Origin of the sequence: Pseudomonas sp. MD195_PC81_125 (assembly GCF_014060985.1) — a bacterium.
GTDB lineage: Bacteria > Pseudomonadota > Gammaproteobacteria > Pseudomonadales > Pseudomonadaceae > Aquipseudomonas > Aquipseudomonas parakoreensis.
Window position 1 is genome coordinate 1 of sequence record NZ_JABULD010000971.1, and the last position, 560, is coordinate 560.

Annotated in this window: 1 protein-coding gene and 1 pseudogene; both read left to right on the plus strand. The window is 50.0% G+C overall.

All coding sequences use genetic code 11. The features are described from left to right. On the plus strand, positions 1–381 hold a 381-nt coding region (gene copC / locus HT737_RS30660; RefSeq protein ID WP_308810007.1), incomplete at its 5' end, for a copper homeostasis periplasmic binding protein CopC. A gap of 3 nt (positions 382–384) precedes the next feature. Then, positions 385–560, plus strand: a pseudogene (locus tag HT737_RS32260) (copper resistance protein CopD); the annotation flags it as partial.

Here is a 560-nt window from a genome sequence, read left to right on the forward strand (position 1 = left end):
TCATTCCTTAAAACTACGACCGTAGCTGTTGCACTTACTGCTGGTTTGCTTCTGAGTGCCGTAGCTCAAGCACATCCAAAGCTCCTTTCTTCCACTCCGGCGGAAGGCTCGGATGCGGCGGCCCCTTCGAAAATTGAACTGCACTTTTCCGAGAATCTCACCACTCAGTTTTCCGGTGCAAAACTGATCATGACTGATATGCCTGGCATGCCGAACTCTCCAATGGGTGTAAAGGCCGCCGTCGCTGCTGGCGGTGATCCGAAAACGATGGTGATTACGCCGGCTGCACCTCTGACGACCGGTACCTACAAAGTTGAATGGCGTGCAGTCTCCTCGGACACCCACCCGATCACCGGCAACTTTTCCTTCAAAGTGAAATGATCCATGAGCGACTCAATAAATATTGTGGTTCGCTTTGCTCTCTATTTTGACCTGATGTTGTTATTTGGATTGGCCATATTTGGCTTGTACAGTCTCAGGGGAAAAGAAAGGGTATCGGGCACGGTCTTGAATTTTGAGTCGCTTCTTTACGGTACTTCTGTTGCAGGTGTAGCTCTGTC